The sequence below is a fragment of the Paenibacillus shunpengii genome (assembly GCF_042684905.1).
Taxonomy (GTDB): domain Bacteria; phylum Bacillota; class Bacilli; order Paenibacillales; family Paenibacillaceae; genus Paenibacillus; species Paenibacillus shunpengii.
Window position 1 is genome coordinate 384,854 of record NZ_JBHUMJ010000011.1, and the last position, 16,154, is coordinate 401,007.

The following is a 16,154-nucleotide window of genomic DNA, read 5'->3' on the forward strand; positions in this document are numbered from 1 at the left end:
GTTACCCCTTGTTCATGGCTTGTTTCATATATGAACTTTAACAGCAAACAGAAGGAGGAGAACTCACATGGCACATACCGAATTTAAGACACGGGCTTATCATTTCCAGGATGATGGCATCATCCCAAACCACCCAAACTTACCGGTTCTCTTATATCCGGGTGTTCTAAGAGGCAGGGAACAGGAAACGGAAGCCCTATTCAACAGCCACAATTGGCAGAACACCTGGACAGGCGGCGTATTCCCCTATCATCATTATCACAGCAACACACATGAGGTCCTCGGTGTGATCAGCGGATCGGTCAAGCTGCAGCTTGGCGGAGAGCAAGGGATCGTGGTCACAGCAGCGGCCGGGGATGTGATCGTTCTTCCTGCCGGCACCGGCCATAAGAGGATTGAAGCAAGCCGTGATTTTCAAGTGGTGGGCGGTTATCCCGACGGCACCCAGTATGATACCTATACAGGCGAAGCTGGAGAGCGGCCCAAGGTACTTCAGGACATCAAGCAAGTTCCCTTGCCCGATCAAGACCCGGTATTTGGAAAGAGCGGACCGCTCCACACCTATTACCGATTAGATGATTCCGTGTAATAAGCTTCTATTCTTTTGCTCGCCACAATGGTCAAAATGATGAATATGACGACGCCAACCAGAATGAGCGGATGCTGGATAATCTCCTCCAGGTTGGTGCCAATATAAGTCACATAAAATATCATGATCCCTTTGCCGAGACCTGCCGCGAGCAGGAAGAGACCGGGGCGCATCTGAGCTGCGCCTGCCGCCATGTTCACCAGTACAAATGGCCCCATCGGGAACATCCCCAGTATGAACACGTAGCTGAACGCATTGCGGCGAATCCATCGCAAGCTCTTCTGAACCTTGGGCTTCTTCGTCCAACGCTGGATATAGGAAGTTGTTGCGATTCTGCGGATGATAAGAAACGTCAGGAAGCTGCCCCCCACCAGACCAATCCACGAATATATAAATCCAGCCCAGCCATATACAGCCCCGTTCGCTCCTACGATCAGCAGGGTTGGCAGCGGCGGGATAAAGGATTTCATAAAGGTGATGAGAATGCCGGGCAATGGTCCATAGGAACGAAACTGTTCAAGCAGCATGATAATATTTTCTTCCGTGAAATAGGACATGATATCCGTGAAGGACCAACTGTACATTAAAGAAGCCTCCCAGGTACTCTGGTAAATTTAGAGATAGTATAGCTTATTCCCCGCGATTAAAACATCGCTGCCCATAAAAAAACCTGCCCTCGGCAGGTTTACATTTATTTATTTCTAAGCTGGATCATATTCCGCTCCTGCTCATGCTCTGCTTGCAGCATTTGATCTGCCTGAATCTGACTGCACTCGTGCAGTATATGTTCAACATGCTCCAAGACATCGTTTAATGATTTACCACAAATATGACATTTCATCACGTTATCACCTATTCTCTATCGTACCTATTGTACCTTTCGTATATCCTCCTCTTATTAACCGTGATGCATCCACACGAAACCTTCTTTCACGCTTATGACCCTTGCAGCTCTTCATGCCGGTTCGTTTGCATCCAGCAGCTGCACCGAAACACCGACATCCAGAGTGGACTCTCCGCCCCGATACTTTCCTTGCAGTGGACTCACATCGACATAATCGCGGCCCGTACCCACTCTGATATGATTGGATAGAGCCTCCACATTATTCGTCGGATCAAGCCCTGCCCAGCCAATGCCAGGCACCATCACCTCAACCCACGCGTGTGAAGCAGCATCTCCCTTCAGTGCCGAATCTTCACCTACGTACAAATAACCGCTCACATAACGTGACGGAATGCCGCTCGCTCGCAGAATCCCCAGCATGACATGAGAAAAATCCTGACAGACCCCTCTTTTGTGCTCAAAAGCCGCCTCTGCCGTTGTCTCTACGTTGGTCGAGTCTTTATCATAGGTGAAGCTGCTGTACAGATAATCCATCACTTGTAATGCATAACTGAGCGGATCCTTCATGCTCCCCGCTTCCTTCTGTACAGCTCGAATCTGCTCCATATTAAGCTTGGTATACGCGGTCTCCACTAGATAAGCTCCATAATGCTCTTTATATAAATGAGACTCAAACAACGTCTTCATCTCAGAGGAGTACGGAATATCCTGCAAAAAAGGACTCCGCTGCACCGTCACAATGGAGGTAGCAATGACCTCCAGAGAGGTATGGGGCTCCGCGATAAAGAATTCTTCCACATAATTCCCCCACACATCCTCATGCCCCTTCGTCAGAGCCGAAGGATGGATATCGGTACGGTATGATATTAGCTGCTGACACTCATCCTCTAGTGGACGCAGCCGTATTGTATTCATGCTCTGATCCACCGGAGCGTCATATTTAAACGTGTTGGTATGCACAATTTTGTATTTCATCGCTTCTCTATTCTCCTGCGTAGTGAAATTGAAACTGCCGCTCTCCTGTATCCATTAAATAATAAGTTCTCGAGAACACATGGCCGATCTCTCTGCACTTTTCTTGAAATTGGCTGAGAAAGAAGTCCAGCTCCGGTCCCCTCAGCTCCGTAATATGGACCTCATCCAGCATACCCAGCAGATCATCAAGGGAAGCATACATCTCCCAGGAATAATGAGATACCCTGCCATACTCCAGAATTTGAACCGACTCCCGTACCTGGCTTATGCAGTAGCGGATCGATTTGGGATAGGCTTCATCCGCAACGAGAAAGCTGAGGATCGGACCGGGCTCCATAGCCGGCGGATGACGCTTCAGAAATGCCTCATACCCATTTGCCAGTTGCAGAGCCAGACGCCAGTAATACGATTCTCCTTGGCCTCTGCAGGCCGGATCTGCATAGATATAGCTGCTTACGACATCCAGAATCCGAGCTGTCTTCTCTGCTTGCTCGAGCCATTTGCCAACGTTGATCATATGATAGGCAGGTCCGCGTGACATCGAGGTTTCGATGATGCCTCTCGCAGTAAGGGAAGCAATCTTCGTCCGCTCAAGACAGCGCCTTACCTCTCTGCTGTCGATATCTTCTCCTCTGTTCATCCGGTTCATATCCAGGTAAACATCGTTCCAGATCTCCCAGAGGTCATCCGGGAGCTGGGTTCTCGTCATTCTTGCATTCTCCCTGGCATATTGGACACAGTTCACCACGGAATTGGGATTGGCCCTTGCGAAGACAAGCTGGTGAATAAGCGCTTGCTCCGCCCCCATTCGTTCCTGCATTGCTTCATGAAACAGATCGGTCCGTGCACATATTTCAAAGATCATCTCCCAGTCATGCTTGGCAAGAATCTCTTCCTCTGAAGCTTCCAGCATCTGAATGAATTGTACATTCAGTATACGCGCGTTGCTCTCTGCCCGTTCAATGTTACGGGACATCCAGTATAAGCAATCTGCCACTCTGCTCAGCATCTATACCTCTCCTCCCTCTCTCCGCAGAATCCATGTATCCTTTCCACCCCCGCCTTGCGAGGAATTAACAACAAGCGACCCCTCCTTAAGGGCAACTCGTGAGAGTCCGCCAGGGAGCACATGCGTGTTCCGGCCCCGGATAACGAATACGCGCAGATCGACATGGCACGGGTAAAAGCGTTCGTTCTGAAAGGACGGTGCTCTAGATAAGCGTATGGTGGGCTGGGCGATATACTGATGAGGCTGCTGCATGATTTTTAGCCTGAACCTATCGATCTCTTCGCCTGTCGCATGCGGGCCAATCAGCATATCATAGCCGCCGGAGGCTCCGACGTTCTTGACGACCAGCTCCTCCAGATGGTCCAGCACCCACTCCCGTTCCAAGCGTTCGGTTAAACGATACGTTTCGACATTCGACAGAATTGGATCTTCGTTCAGATAATAACGGATCATATCGGGGACGTAAGCGTAGATGGCTTTATCATCCGCAACCCCGTTTCCGATGCCATTCAGTATAGCAACATTGCCTTTGCGATAAGCGGAGAGGAGGCCGGAGACGCCAAGGACAGAGTCTTTGCGAAAATGCAGCGGGTCAAGAAAATCATCATCAATCCGGCGATAAATAATATCGACCCTTCGAAGTCCGCGGATCGTCTTCATATATACAACATCATCTACCACTGTAAGGTCTCTTCCCTCTACTAAAGGAATACCCATCTGCTGAGCCAAAAACACATGATCATAATAAGCCGAATTGTACATACCTGGAGTCAATAGCACCGCACAGGGGGAGGAGGAGAAGCTGAAGGACTGCGGTGTATGGTCAAGCAAGGCTTGGTAGAGATGAACAAGCTGATGCTCAAGCGGGTGAATCGAGTGTCTGGCGAACAATTCAGGGTAAACCTGACGCATAACATAGCGATTCTGATACACATAGGACATGCCGGACGGATTGCGCAGATTATCCTCGAGAATATGATATTTACCCTGATCATCCCGAATCAGATCAATACCTGCGAGGAAGATATGGTTGTTCAGTGGAATGTCTATTCCCTTCACTTGCTTATGATAGTAGTAGGGGTTGTTCATAATCAGCTCTTTAGGAATGACTCGGTCGCGAATAATGTGCTGTTCACCGTAGATATCCTCCAAAAAGAGGTTGAGGGCTTCTGAGCGCTGAATCATCCCCTTCTCAATCAGCTCCCAGTCTCTAGGGGGAATGATAATGGGAATAAAATCAAAGGGCATTGCACGCTCTGTTCCTATCTCATTGTTGTATACCGTAAAAGTAATTCCTTGTCTTAAAAAAGACAGCTGTGCAGTTTCATGCTTCTCCTTCAGCTCTTCTGCTGTAAAACGTCTGAGTCTGCGATAGAACTCGGCATAATGAAGCCTCGGCTCACCCGCCTGCATGAACATCTCATCAAAGAACGGCTCCGTTGGATACGGAATCAGCATAACGTCATCCCCTTTTATCTTTTTCTTATGTCAGGGAAGCTGCCTATTGAAGCAGAACAACGTCGAATACACTAAGGCCTCATGATGAATAATGTAATATTTCCTGCTACTGAAATGTGATTAATTACTGAAAAACAGCTGATTTGTGTTAATCATTATACAACACGTTAGATTATATTACACTTCATTTTTGTAAACCGAAGCGAAAGCTAGGATGGAATGAAGAGCAGCTGCGATAACGTTCCGCCTATTTTTTGTAAAAGTGTTGACTTCTTACCTTGTTGCTTGTATGGTTAATTACATAAGTAACTAACCAATGAGGAGAGGTGGCACATGGGACTGCAAATGGATGATGACCGCCCCATTTTTATACAGATCGCGGAACGAATCGAAGACGACATTATTGAGGGTGGTTTGGAAGAAGAAGCTCAAGTCCCTTCAACGAATCAATTTGCTTCTTTTTATCAAATTAATCCTGCCACAGCCGCCAAAGGTGTAAATCTGCTGGTCGATCAAGGCGTGCTGTACAAGAAACGAGGAATTGGCATGTTTGTAGCCAAAGGCGCGAGGGGGATGGTTATGGAGAAACGCAGAGAGCAATTCTATGAGCAATATGTCACCAAGATGATCCAAGAGGCACAGAAACTCGGCATCAGCAAAGAAGAGCTGTCTATTATGATTCAACGGGAGGAGAAACGATAATGCGTGATGTAGTGGAAATCCGGAATCTGACCAAAAGCTTCGGAAATGATGTCACCGCGATTAATAACATCAGTCTGAGCATAGAAGAAAACAAAATATATGGACTTCTCGGACGAAACGGAGCAGGTAAAACAACCTTGATGCACATCTTAACTGCCCAAATATTCCCCACGTCCGGCGAAATTCGGGTGTTTGGTGAGGAACCCTATGAGAATGCCAAGGTGCTCAATCAAATGTGCTTTATTAAAGAGAGTCAAAAATATCCGGATTCCTTCCGGATCAGAGATGTCATCGCCATTGCCTCCTACCAATTTCCGAATTGGGACGCGAAGCTTGCAGACACCCTGCTGACGGAGTTCAATCTTCCTTTGAAACGTCATGTGAAGAAGCTGTCTCGGGGGATGCTTTCTGCAGTCGGTATCGTAGTCGGTCTGGCCAGCCGTGCTCCGCTCACCATCTTCGATGAGCCTTATCTCGGATTGGATGCTACCGCAAGACAAATGTTCTATGACCGGCTGATTCAGGACTATATGGAGCATCCTCGCACCATTATTTTATCGACGCATCTCATTGATGAGATCAGCGCCATGCTTGAGCATGTTATCGTCATTGACAGCGGCCGGATTCTGCTGAGTGAAGAGGCAGAGAAGCTAAGAGGAGCTGCCTATACGATCAGTGGAAAGAAGCAGGATGTGGAAGCATTTATTCATAATAAAAAAGTCCTTCGCAGCGAGACGCTGGGCTCTATACTTCAAGTCACAGTGCGAAGCGAAGGAATTTCGGACTTCCGTAAACAAGCTGAGAGCAAACATCTGGACGTAGCCCCTGTATCGCTTCAGCAATTCATTGTCCATTTGACCAACAACCGTAATAAGGAAGAGGTGATTCTATAATGCCAGGTATACGTAATGTCATCAGAACTCACCATATCGATCGGTGGCTGTGGGTTTACATGCCCTACACGATTATGATATTTAACTTTTTGACCAATTTGATCGTCAGCACCTTTACTGGGCCCTATACTTCTGGAGGCGTGCTGAGCATTTATGTATTCATGATGACCCTTGGCATCATTATCGTGCCTATGAATTTCTCGTTCTTGCTTGGCTTCGGTGTCAGAAGAAAGGATTACTACTCAGGTACTGTTATCTGGCTGACCGTCCATATGCTCGTCGCCTCAATCGTTCTCGCTGTGCTGCGAGCAATAGAGAAGGCCACCTCCTGGGGGACTGGGCTTGGGTTCTTTAACTTTCCGTTTACTAACGAGCTCGGTTTCCTGGAGTTCCTCGGGCTCAACTTTGTCGTATTCACCTTCTTCTGCTTCTTCGGCTTCTTACTCCCCAGCATTGCCCGCAGATTCGGTGCTCTTGTGCTGGCTGGGCTGCTTGTACTTATGTTCGTTGTAATGGGCATTGCGAGCGTGCTCGTTACGTTCTATGAACTATGGGATGAAGTCGGCCGATTCTTTGTAACTTATCAGACCGATTCCATCTGGTACCTGACTCCCTTCACTCTGTTGTTTGTCGTCATTGCCTATTTCTTGCTGCGCAGGTCGACTGTCAAGTAAGCCGCTCCATGTTTTGAGCGGCTTACTTGACACTCTATTTTTGATTTAGCAGATTCAGTCGTTTCATTTTTTGATTCTCTCTCTCCGGTTGCTAACGCAAAAGTCAGGCGCTCCATTTTTGGCTGGCTCTCTCCGGTTGCTAAAGCAAAAGTCGTTCGCCATCCAAAAATTCCGCTTGGGATGTAAAACACAGCATGGTCTTCGCTAACGGCTCGACCATGGTTAGCGCACAAAAAAGCATGCCGCTAAATTTCGCGGCATGCTTTTTTGTATGAGAAAAGATTGAATTATGCAGGGAGGTCTCTCTTCTCCCCAATAGTGCGCTCCTTCTTCTTCGGCTTCGGCAGGTTCCCGAACAGGATCCACGACTGTGGAATTCGAGATGCCAGCGACACGACGATATACGAACCGATCAGTGCCACCAAGAAGCCGCCTACGTACCATAGATGGTGCAGCATAGAGATCCCGGTTTGCGGCGGGAACTCGCGGTAGATCAGCAGGAAGAAGGGGTGAATCAGGTAAATCCCGAAGGACAGTCCACCAATGCGAGACATACCGCGTACAAACATGTTCTGCCCACGTGCACGTTTATATAGCAGGAAGGCGATCTGGAAGAGCACCAGAGCCGCTGCAAATGTGTGCAGGTTCCACAAGAATTCATACCAGAGCGAATCGTATACCGCAATGCCTTTGCGGTTCAGATACCAAATCTGCGCATGGGCAATCCCCGCACCAAGCCAGACTACCCAGAGTCCAATCCAGGCGGTAATCTTAGCCGGCGTGGCATACTCCTTTTTCATCACAATCCACTGTTTGATCTTAGGGAAGTATACGCCAAGGAATGCACCCAGCATAAAATAGGCAAAATAAGACGGTGACCAGCTTCCTTTATTTGCAACAGAGATCACTCCGTACTTGTTCATGAGAATGAATCCCCATTGAATCGCTAGACCGATCGGGACTGCCCATTTGACAAGCGATGGCGCCTTCTTGAACAGCCACAGCACAAGCGGAAATAAAATATAAAACTGCATATTGATAAATACGAAGTATAAGTGCGTATATGCCTTACCTGTAAACAGCTTATCAGTGAAGCTTGTTATTGTATCCACTAAGGAACGGTCCGGATAATGCGTCACATGCAGGATTCCAAAGTAAAAGAGTGAGAACATAAAATACGGAATCAGGATGTAAAGCAGCCGTTTCTTATAAAAGCCTGTGACCAGCTGTTTATCCAGCGGTCTTGTGTAATAATTGTAGAACAAGACAAAGCTGCTGAGAAAAATAAATGTCGGTGTACCAAACTTCATAAAAATATTGAAGAAGTTGTATACACCATACATGCCGGAATCAATCATGTTTAATGTCGCAAATGAAGACGAATGCACGGTCAATACCCCGAGAATCGCCATACATCGCACCAGGTTCAGCTCGGGAATACGTTCCCTTTTTTCTAATTGTGTTTGACTCATCATTTAAAACTCCTTGTTTCTATATAATAGAGTTCAGCAATTTGTCCTTATATAACAGGATCTTCTGAGCTCACAGTGCTTCATCTATCATAGATCATTCATGCTCTGTGTACCTTAAGAATCTCTTAATCTATTTTTAAATACGGATAAACATCCAATCACTCTGACCAATCTATTGTATATGATAACATGATTTATTTGTATTTTTACTAGTAAAAAAACCACCTATTGGCGGCTTTTTTTAATATTAGCTATTTTTGGATAGGTGCTAACTGCGTGAAATCGCAATCAATGCCGGTATCCGTCAGGATTGTGCTGCAGCAGGCTGTGCTTGTTCATGTACGGGCGGATGCTCCACCAAGGCATGCTTGCGCCAAGCACCGCTCTTCCAGCGGAAATGCATAATGAACGCTCGAATCCACTCATCCGCTGCATTCGCCATCCATACACCAAGGAGGCCCATATCGAGAGAGAATACGAGTACATAGCCAAGCGGAAGACTTACACCGACCATGGAGATGAGACCCATATATACCGGGAATCGTGCATCTCCTGCGGCGCGCAGCGAATTAATCATGATCATATTGCAGGTTCTGGCTGTCTCCAGCACGATACTGAACAGGATCACCTGCGATCCAAGACGAATAATTTCGGCGCTGTCTGTGAAGATCCCAAGAAGCGGCTCCCGCAGCGCAATAATAATCAAATCCATAATAATCGTGGAGGTCAGCCCGATCTTGACGCTTTTTCGCAAACGGGCATATGCTTCTTCCGGATTCCCTGCACCAACGAAGCGTCCGACAAGAATGGAGGTACCGATCGAAACCGCCATGCTGAACAGATAGATATAGTGTGAAATTTGAGCAGCATACTGCCTTGTCGCCAGGGATTCCGTACCGAGATAAGTGACATAATATAAGAAGACGAGCTGACAGACCTGATAGATGATCTGTTCAAAGGCCGACGGAATGCCGATCTTCAGAATTTTCCCTACATAATTCCTGGAAATGGTGAAGTAATGCTTCCACTCGATACGAACAGACAGCACCCTGTACAGAAGCCAGAAGAAGATCACGACGCAGATTAAACGACTGAGCACCGTTGAGATGGCTGCACCTTGAACACCCAGTGGACTAAAGCCAAAATGCCCAAATATAAGCGCATAGTTACCGACCAGATGGATAACATTCATCACCAGAGAGACCAGCATCGTCTGCTTCGTATATCCATAAGTCCGAATGATCGCGGCAAGGATGTTAATCAAGGCTTGGAGGAATATCCCTCCCCCTACAATGGTTAAATAAGCCTGACCGAGTGCAAGAAGCTCTCCCGAAAGATTCATGGCTTGTAGTATGGAGCGCCCTCCAAATACAAACAATATACTGATCGCAAGTCCGACACACAGGTTCAGGGTAATCGCGATAGCAGATACTCTTGAGGCTTCTGCCAGCTTCCTTGAACCGATGTACTGGGCAACGACAATGGCTGCTCCATTACCGATGACCTCTAGTATCAGAATGGCGATGGTTACGATCTGATTCGCTGTACCAACGGCCGATACGGCCTCATCGGATACCGCGCTGAGCATAAATGTATCGACTGTACCCATTAGCATGAACAGAAGCAGCTCTAAAAATATGGGCCAGGTTAACGCAAAAAGCTTAAGATTATTCGTTTCGGCGGCGCCCCCGCCCGTTGCTGTCGTCGTCATAATTTCTCCCTTGCTGACTCATTAATTAATATATGAAAACGGCTTTCGAAAATTTTCTGGAATTGATGAAAAACATAGGTAGTTTATCATAATATTTTCATTTGATCACCTAAAAAAAGAATATTTTTGCGGGACATCGTTTAGCTGCAGGTTTTTCGGGGTTATTTCTACAATAAAAGCATTTATGTGTTCTGGAGTTCCGCCCTTCCGGCGATCTTAAGAAATACATATAGGATGCACGAGATTTTTTGATATGGAGAGGGGAACATACCATGAAACGTAATCATACGATGATGCAGTTTTTTGAGTGGCATGTTGAACCGGACGGTTCCCATTGGAAACGACTGGCCGAGAAAGCTCCCGAGCTGAAGGCACAAGGCATTGACTCCGTCTGGATTCCCCCGGTTACGAAAGGCTCCTCGCCTGAAGACACGGGATATGGAGTGTATGACTTATACGATCTCGGCGAATTCAATCAAAAAGGGAGCGTTCGAACCAAGTACGGAACCAAAGCGGAGCTGCTCGAAGCACTAGCCGCCTGTATGCAGAACGGCATTGCCGTATACGTCGATCTGGTCATGAATCACAAGGCTGGAGCCGATGCAACGGAGCGCTTCAAAGTCATTGAAGTCGATCCTAACAATCGTACCAAGGATATCTCCAAGCCGTTTGAAATCGAGGGCTGGACCAAATTTGATTACCCTGGACGGGGAGACAAATACTCCAGCTTCAAATGGAATCATACTCATTTCAACGGCACAGATTATGATGCCAAGACCAATCGGACCGGCATCTTCCGCATGGCAGAAGAAGACAAGGCCTGGAACGAGAATGTAGACGATGAATTCGGCAACTATGATTATCTCATGTTCGCTAACATCGACTACAGCATCCCTGAGGTCAGAGAGGAAATGATCCGCTGGGGTAAATGGCTCATCGACACTTTACAGTGCAACGGTTTTCGTCTGGATGCCATCAAGCACATCAACCATGAATTCATCAAGGAATTCGCTAAAGAGATGATCAACAAACGCGGACAGGATTTCTACATTGTCGGAGAGTTCTGGAAGCCCGATCTCGCGGCCTGTCAGAACTTCCTGGACACGGTCGATTACCAGATTGACTTATTTGATGTATCTCTCCACTATAAGCTGCATGAGGCCTCCCAGGCTGGAAAGAACTTCAATCTCAGCACGATCTTCCAGGATACACTCGTTAATACCCATCCGACTCATGCGGTAACGTTCGTTGATAATCATGACTCTCAGCCGGAAGAGGCACTCGAATCATGGATTGATGATTGGTTCAAGCAGAGTGCCTATGCGCTGATTCTGCTGCGTCAAGGTGGATACCCTTGCGTATTCTACGGTGACTATTATGGAATATCCGGTGAGCATCCAATTCCTCCGAAGAAGGATGCGATCGATCCGCTGCTTCACGCCAGATATCATTACGCCTATGGTCCACAGGAGGATTACTTCGACCATCCGAATACGATTGGCTGGGTAAGGCGCGGGGTCGCCGAGTTCCCTCATTCCGGATGTGCCGTCGTTATCGGCAATGGCGAAGAGGGCAAGAAGCACATGAAGGTAGGCTCAGAACGGGCTGGGCAGACCTTTATCGATATTACGGGCAACCGGACTGATCAGATCAAGATTGGCAAAGACGGCTTTGCCGACTTCCCTGTGAACGGTGGAAGCGTATCGGTATGGGTTGAAGCATCGAACAACAATTGATCCGCTAATTGGATAGAACATGCTTACCAAATTACAAATCCCCTGCCCTCTAACGTTATGGAGAGGCAGGGGATTTATGTTATTTAATTTTGGAACAGCTTCTTGGCCTATTATTTGAATGCCGGCAGCCAGTCACCGTGAGCCTCAATTAAGTCATCACACAGGGAAGTAATATCGTCCAGGGACAGCTCGGCAGCTGTATGTGGATCAAGCATCGCGGCATGATAGATATGCTCCTTCTTCTGAGTCACCGCTGCTTCAATCGTCAGCAGCTGGGTGTTGATGTTCGTACGGTTCAGTGCAGCAAGCTGAGGCGGCAGATCCCCGACATAGGTCGGCGTAATGCCAGAGCGGTCTACTAGACACGGCACTTCAACACAAGCTTCCTTCGGAAGGTTCGTAATGAGTCCGGTATTCATGACATTACCGCCAATCTTGAACGGATTACCTGTCTCCATCGCTTCCATGATGTATGAGGCATACTCTGCAGATCGTGTGTGCTCAATACTTTCGCTGGCAAATATTTTGTCCCGCATTTCCTTCCAGCCATTAATCTGGTTAACACAGCGGCGCGGGTACTCATCCAGCGGTATATTGTATCTGTCGATGAGCTCAGGATAGCTCTTCTTAATAAAGTAGGGATGATATTCTGCATTATGCTCCGAAGATTCGGTGACATAATAGCCAAACCGAAGCATCAGCTCAAACCGTACCATATCATGATGCTTCTCCTTCTGCTTCTCAGCCGCCCGGCGTTTAATCTCCGGATACAGATCCTTGCCATCCTTCTTCACTTCAAGCAGCCAGGCCATATGGTTGATGCCGGCAATCTTCGATTCTACTCCCGCCGTATCCATCTCAAGCGAGCGGAACAGATCGGAGACGCAGTGCTGTACGCTGTGGCAGAGTCCAACCGTCTTGATGCCGCCAACCGTATTCATAACATTCGTAAGCACAGCCATCGGATTGGTGTAGTTCAGGAACCAAGCGTCCGGGCAGACCTCCTGCATATCGCGGGCAAAATCCAGCATCACCGGAATCGTCCGAAGATTACGGAAGATTCCCCCGATCCCCAGCGTATCCGCTATCGTCTGGCGCAGACCATATTTCTTCGGAATCTCAAAATCAGTGATCGTACACGGATCATAGCCGCCGACCTGAATCGCATTAATGACGTATTTCGCACCGCGAAGTGCTTCTTTGCGGTCATGATAGGCGATGATTCGGCAGGTGCTGCCGAGCGTTTCCTTTATGCTGTTAAGCAGCCGCTCGGAGTCCCGCAGCCGCTCTTCATCAATATCAAACAGAGCAAGCTCGAAGTCCTGCAAAGCTGGAGTTGTCATCACATCGCCGAGTACATTTTTGACAAAAACGGTGCTCCCCGCACCAATGAATGTAATTTTGGACATTTTATCTGCCTCCCATAGTCAGCAACCGCTGTATTGAATACAGCCTAACTATACGCCTGGGCAAGGGCAGGAGGACATAGAATAGTCCAAGATAAACATGTTATAATCCCACTTGATTGATTAGGAATGGTAATACATTTACAACCGTTCCGCCCCTTTTGTTTGGTATAATACAGCTACATACGTGCAAAAGGGGTTATCATACAATGCCAATCAATGAAGTCTATCTAACCCTCCAGGATTCGCAGGAGAAGATGGAGCTCCGCATGGATTTCTTCGGCCTGCAGGAGTGTGAACCCGGGCACAGCTGGGGTCCAGGTCTACGAGATGCCTACATCCTCCATTACATCCATAAGGGACATGGGAGCTTTCGCTATGAAGATCAGACGGCTCAGCTCGGTCCAGGACAGGGATTTGTCATTTTCCCAGATGAACGTATTCACTATACCGCCGATGAAGAGGACCCCTGGACTTATTCCTGGATCGGTTTCAGAGGAATATATGCCAAATCCCTGCTGCAGCGCGGAAGCTGTACGCCTGAGCATCCCATCTATTCAGCTGCATCCGGAACTTGTTTCACTTCTTTCTATGACGATCTCATTCATGTTCGTCATCATGCCGGTGGGGATGTTCATAGTCTGGGTATTCTGTATAAAGTGCTGGGCGATCTCATACGCAGCGCTCCCGCTCCGGCTGCATACCATAAGTCCCCATCACGGGACAGCTATATTCGGAAATCGATCCGCTTCATTGAGAACGGATACAGTCAGAGGATGACGATTCAGGATATTGCAGAAGCGGTCGGTCTTGACCGCACCTATCTGTCAGGCATCTTCAAGGAGCATTTTGGCGTGTCGCTTCAGTCCTATCTGCTGGAATACCGGATGAGACGGGCCGCAGAGCTGCTCCGGAATCCGGAGCTGTCAATCAGTGATGTCGCCCACTCCGTAGGCTATAACGATGCATTTTTATTCTCCAAGATGTTCAAGAAGAAGCAGGGCCATTCTCCCCGCCATTATCGGCAGCAGCTTAAATAATTTAGAATAATCAATAGGAGGAAACAAAATGAAAGAAAAGTTACTGGAAGTAGTCATTTCCTTAGTACTAGGATTCTTTACTGGCACCTTACTAAGCAGCAATGGAACGGATCTACAGGAGAGTGGCGTCGAGATTCTTTTGGGATGTATTCTATGGAATCTTATATTCATGTATTTACGTATGCCCCGAACAGAGAGCTCCCCATCTCCAGGTAAAATAAAAAGTAATCATAGTAAATGACGCCCCTGCTGGCGGATCACACAAAAAGGGCCTGTCTGCATAGGACAGGCCCTTCATATTATGGTGTTTGCTCTTCATCCTTTTCCGGATCCATCAGCTGATCGCTGGTAATGGATGCATCTGTCCAGTTGTCGACTAATTGCTGCGCGTAGTCCAGCTTATCGTCATCCAGCATGTAGTACCAGGCCCCATCGCTCTTGCCGCTTCCCTCCAGCATATAACTGGTCATCTGCGGAACAGCTTCCTTATCATAGAGCAGCTTGCCGAGATCCAGGATAAAGTCTGAGGTCATATCTGTCTTCATATTACTGCTCGCGATAGACAGGATTTCTGGAATCTTGGTAATATTTCCGATCTGCAGCATCCGTTCTGCTGCGGCTTTGAGAAAGATACGCTGGCGCTCCGTCCGCTTGAAATCGGAATCCTCACGGTACCTTACATAATTGAGTGCATCCTCCCCTGTATAGATGGGCTTGTTCGCCTCAATGTACAGTGGAATATGGTACTTGTACTTGTTCTGAATCGGTTCTGTGATAGGAAGCTCGACACCGCCGAGCGCATCGACCACTTCAACAAGCGCATTAAAATTCACTTTTGCATAATAATCTACGTCGGTTTCCAAGAGCTGCTCAATGGTTTCCACACTCATCTTGGCACCGCCGTAGGCATAAGCCGCATTCACTTTATCTCTTCGATCTCTCCCGGCAATCTGCACATAGGAATCCCGCGGGATCGATAAGAGCAGCATCCGGTGATCCTCTGGACGAAATACGGCATAGATCATCGTGTCAGATCTGCCGACATCCCCTTCGCGCTCGTCTACACCAAGGAGAAGCATGCTGAACGGCTCCAGTTCCTTCTCTTCTTCTGTCACAGCAGGTCCGGTAACTTCATCAAGTGGTTCATAAGAATCATCGAGTGCCGTCTTGACCGGCTTCTCTACGAACAGCTGCAGCGCCGCCCACCCCAGCTCCTTATGAAAAATATAAGCAAATGAGCCGACTAGCAGCAGGATAATAAAAGAGATGATTAATGGCTTTTTCGTCTTCTTCTTCGCTTTTTTGTTCTTGCCGGCTTTCTTACGGTTGCTCCGTGTCAACGGGTATTCAAGATCGCTCATCAGCTTCTCCTTTCTTCACTATCTTTTTTGTCGACGTAATATATATCATTTTTAATAAAATTTGATGTTTTGGGTCAGATTTTGATTCGATAACTCATCTAATATACTACAGTTTTCCATATTAAGGAATGTTCATTTCGCAGAATGTCGAAATCTTGCTCTCCTATTTCTATAACGTGCCTTTTCGGAAGAATGTTGCCTATAATGTGATTTAGTAGGATCAATTTCATCCTTTATTAAAGCGACAAAAAAGATATCATGAAATGGATTCGGACAAAAAAGAG

General features: G+C 47.4%; 15 protein-coding genes. 6 read left to right on the forward strand and 9 right to left on the reverse strand.

Annotation, left to right across the window (positions count from 1 at the left end; all coding sequences use genetic code 11):
* Positions 1-67 precede the first annotated feature (67 nt).
* The gene (locus ACFSVM_RS23740) at positions 68-589 is read left to right on the forward strand and encodes a cupin domain-containing protein (protein ID WP_379264949.1); all 522 of its coding nucleotides are present in this window, start codon (positions 68-70) and stop codon (positions 587-589) included.
* Here the strand turns inward: ACFSVM_RS23740 and ACFSVM_RS23745 are convergent.
* The 5 genes from ACFSVM_RS23745 to ACFSVM_RS23765 all read right to left on the reverse strand — a co-directional run bounded on the left by ACFSVM_RS23745 (position 565) and on the right by ACFSVM_RS23765 (position 4,875).
* Positions 565-1,173, reverse strand: coding sequence for a TVP38/TMEM64 family protein (locus tag ACFSVM_RS23745; protein WP_379264951.1), 609 nt, complete (start codon positions 1,171-1,173; stop codon positions 565-567). The genes ACFSVM_RS23740 and ACFSVM_RS23745 overlap by 25 nt on opposite strands.
* Before the next feature lie 107 nt (positions 1,174-1,280).
* Positions 1,281-1,430: a hypothetical protein gene (locus ACFSVM_RS23750; RefSeq protein WP_379264953.1), complete on the reverse strand. Its 150-nt coding sequence runs from the start codon at positions 1,428-1,430 to the stop codon at positions 1,281-1,283.
* Between the two features lie 114 nt (positions 1,431-1,544).
* A complete protein-coding gene (locus ACFSVM_RS23755; RefSeq protein ID WP_379264955.1) occupies positions 1,545-2,408 on the reverse strand; it encodes a transglutaminase family protein in 864 nt (287 codons plus the stop codon).
* 7 nt (positions 2,409-2,415) lie between these two features.
* Positions 2,416-3,417 carry an alpha-E domain-containing protein gene (locus tag ACFSVM_RS23760; RefSeq protein ID WP_090724885.1) on the reverse strand — a complete coding sequence of 334 codons (1,002 nt, stop codon included), beginning with the start codon at positions 3,415-3,417 and terminating at the stop codon, positions 2,416-2,418.
* The gene (locus ACFSVM_RS23765; RefSeq protein WP_076314302.1) at positions 3,418-4,875 is read right to left on the reverse strand and encodes a circularly permuted type 2 ATP-grasp protein; all 1,458 of its coding nucleotides are present in this window, start codon (positions 4,873-4,875) and stop codon (positions 3,418-3,420) included.
* A gap of 333 nt (positions 4,876-5,208) precedes the next feature.
* Here ACFSVM_RS23765 and ACFSVM_RS23770 point away from each other — a divergent pair, with 333 nt between their 5' ends.
* The 3 genes from ACFSVM_RS23770 to ACFSVM_RS23780 are packed head-to-tail and all read left to right on the forward strand — an operon-like array spanning position 5,209 to position 7,144.
* Positions 5,209-5,577, forward strand: coding sequence for a GntR family transcriptional regulator (locus tag ACFSVM_RS23770; protein ID WP_047912709.1), 369 nt, complete (start codon positions 5,209-5,211; stop codon positions 5,575-5,577).
* The gene (locus ACFSVM_RS23775; protein ID WP_379264958.1) at positions 5,577-6,470 is read left to right on the forward strand and encodes an ABC transporter ATP-binding protein; all 894 of its coding nucleotides are present in this window, start codon (positions 5,577-5,579) and stop codon (positions 6,468-6,470) included. Before ACFSVM_RS23770 ends, ACFSVM_RS23775 begins: the two co-directional genes overlap by 1 nt.
* Positions 6,470-7,144 carry a hypothetical protein gene (locus ACFSVM_RS23780; RefSeq protein ID WP_076314300.1) on the forward strand — a complete coding sequence of 225 codons (675 nt, stop codon included), beginning with the start codon at positions 6,470-6,472 and terminating at the stop codon, positions 7,142-7,144. Before ACFSVM_RS23775 ends, ACFSVM_RS23780 begins: the two co-directional genes overlap by 1 nt.
* Before the next feature lie 287 nt (positions 7,145-7,431).
* On the opposite strand, the gene ACFSVM_RS23785 is transcribed toward ACFSVM_RS23780, so the two are convergent.
* The gene (locus tag ACFSVM_RS23785; RefSeq protein WP_379265238.1) at positions 7,432-8,616 is read right to left on the reverse strand and encodes an acyltransferase; all 1,185 of its coding nucleotides are present in this window, start codon (positions 8,614-8,616) and stop codon (positions 7,432-7,434) included.
* Between the two features lie 304 nt (positions 8,617-8,920).
* Positions 8,921-10,327, reverse strand: coding sequence for an MATE family efflux transporter (locus ACFSVM_RS23790; RefSeq protein ID WP_379264960.1), 1,407 nt, complete (start codon positions 10,325-10,327; stop codon positions 8,921-8,923).
* 272 nt (positions 10,328-10,599) lie between these two features.
* Here ACFSVM_RS23790 and ACFSVM_RS23795 point away from each other — a divergent pair, with 272 nt between their 5' ends.
* Positions 10,600-12,063, forward strand: coding sequence for an alpha-amylase (locus tag ACFSVM_RS23795; protein ID WP_090724895.1), 1,464 nt, complete (start codon positions 10,600-10,602; stop codon positions 12,061-12,063).
* A gap of 110 nt (positions 12,064-12,173) precedes the next feature.
* Here the strand turns inward: ACFSVM_RS23795 and melA are convergent, their stop codons facing one another.
* The gene (melA, locus tag ACFSVM_RS23800; RefSeq protein ID WP_076314296.1) at positions 12,174-13,472 is read right to left on the reverse strand and encodes an alpha-glucosidase/alpha-galactosidase; all 1,299 of its coding nucleotides are present in this window, start codon (positions 13,470-13,472) and stop codon (positions 12,174-12,176) included.
* A 206-nt stretch (positions 13,473-13,678) separates the two neighbouring features.
* Here melA and ACFSVM_RS23805 point away from each other — a divergent pair, with 206 nt between their 5' ends.
* Positions 13,679-14,509 carry an AraC family transcriptional regulator gene (locus ACFSVM_RS23805; RefSeq protein WP_379264963.1) on the forward strand — a complete coding sequence of 277 codons (831 nt, stop codon included), beginning with the start codon at positions 13,679-13,681 and terminating at the stop codon, positions 14,507-14,509.
* A 299-nt stretch (positions 14,510-14,808) separates the two neighbouring features.
* Here ACFSVM_RS23805 and ACFSVM_RS23810 read toward each other — a convergent pair whose 3' ends face one another.
* The gene (locus tag ACFSVM_RS23810) at positions 14,809-15,870 is read right to left on the reverse strand and encodes an LCP family protein (protein WP_083655996.1); all 1,062 of its coding nucleotides are present in this window, start codon (positions 15,868-15,870) and stop codon (positions 14,809-14,811) included.
* Positions 15,871-16,154 lie beyond the last annotated feature (284 nt).